Here is a 1116-nt window from a genome sequence, read left to right as displayed (position 1 = left end):
TCTCGCGACGGCCGCGGGCGCGTGGCGAACTCGCCGGAGTGAGCGCCGCGGCACGTGCCGCCGGGTCTACCGCCTCGACGGTCATGCCTTCCTTCAGGCGGTCCGCGCCATCCACAACCACGCGCTGCCCGGGCTCCAGGCCCTTGAGCACGGCGCTGTGGCTGCCGTCGCCCGGCCCAAGCGTGACGACCTGCACCTTGACCGTGCTCTGGTCATCCACGACATACACGAACGTGCCCTGCTGGCCGCGCTGGATCGCCGCGATCGGGATCACGGTGGCGTCTTCCAGCGTGTCGATGCGTGTGCGCACGTTGACGAACTGGTTCGGGAACAACATGCCGTCCGTGTTCGCGAAGATCGCCTTGAGCTTGACGGTGCCCGTGGTGGTGTCGATCTGGTTGTCCGTGGTCAGCAGCGTACCCTCACCGAGCTGGTTGCGCATCTGGCGGTCCCAGGCTTGCACCGGCAGCTTCTCGCCGGCGTTGAGCTTCTTCAGCACCGAGGGCAGGTTGTCCTCGGGGATCGTGTACAGCACCGCGATCGGCTGGATCTGGGTGATCAGGGCGATGCCGTTGGTGTCGCTCGGGTTGACGATATTGCCCGGATCGACCTGACGCAGGCCAATGCGGCCCGACGTCGGCGCGACGATGCGCGTGTACCCAAGCTGGATGCGCGCGTTGTCGACGTTACCCTGGTCGGTCTTGACCGTCCCCTCGTACTGGCGCACCAGCGCGTCCTGCGTATCCACCTGCTGGCTCGAGATCGAGTCCTGCGCCAGCAGCGTCTTGTAGCGCTTCTGGTCCAGGCGGGCGTTCTGGAGCAATGCCTGGTCGCGGGCGAGCTGGCCGACAGCCTGGTCGAGCGTGGCCTGGAACGGGCGCGGGTCGATCTCGGCCAGCACGTCGCCGGCCTTGACCATCTGGCCTTCCTTGAACAGCACCTTGAGCAGCGGGCCGGAAACCTGCGCGCGCACCGTGACGTTGGCCACCGGCGTCACGTTGCCCAGGCCGTTCAGGACCACGTCCATGTTGCGGCGCGTCACGCGGTTGACCACCACTGGCGAGCGCTGCTGCGCGCCCGGCCCGCCAGGGCCACCGGCGCCGCTAGCGCCTCCGG

Annotated in this window: 1 protein-coding gene; it reads right to left on the bottom strand. The window is 68.2% G+C overall.

Going from position 1 to position 1116, the window contains the following annotated elements:
* The coding region (locus D769_RS00180; protein ID WP_008640797.1) for an MdtA/MuxA family multidrug efflux RND transporter periplasmic adaptor subunit at positions 1-1116 on the bottom strand (1116 nt) is incomplete at both ends.

Origin of the sequence: Cupriavidus sp. HMR-1 (genome assembly GCF_000319775.1) — a bacterium.
GTDB lineage: Bacteria > Pseudomonadota > Gammaproteobacteria > Burkholderiales > Burkholderiaceae > Cupriavidus > Cupriavidus metallidurans.
Note: the sequence above shows the minus strand (reverse complement) of the source record. Positions and strands in the feature narration are given on the sequence as shown.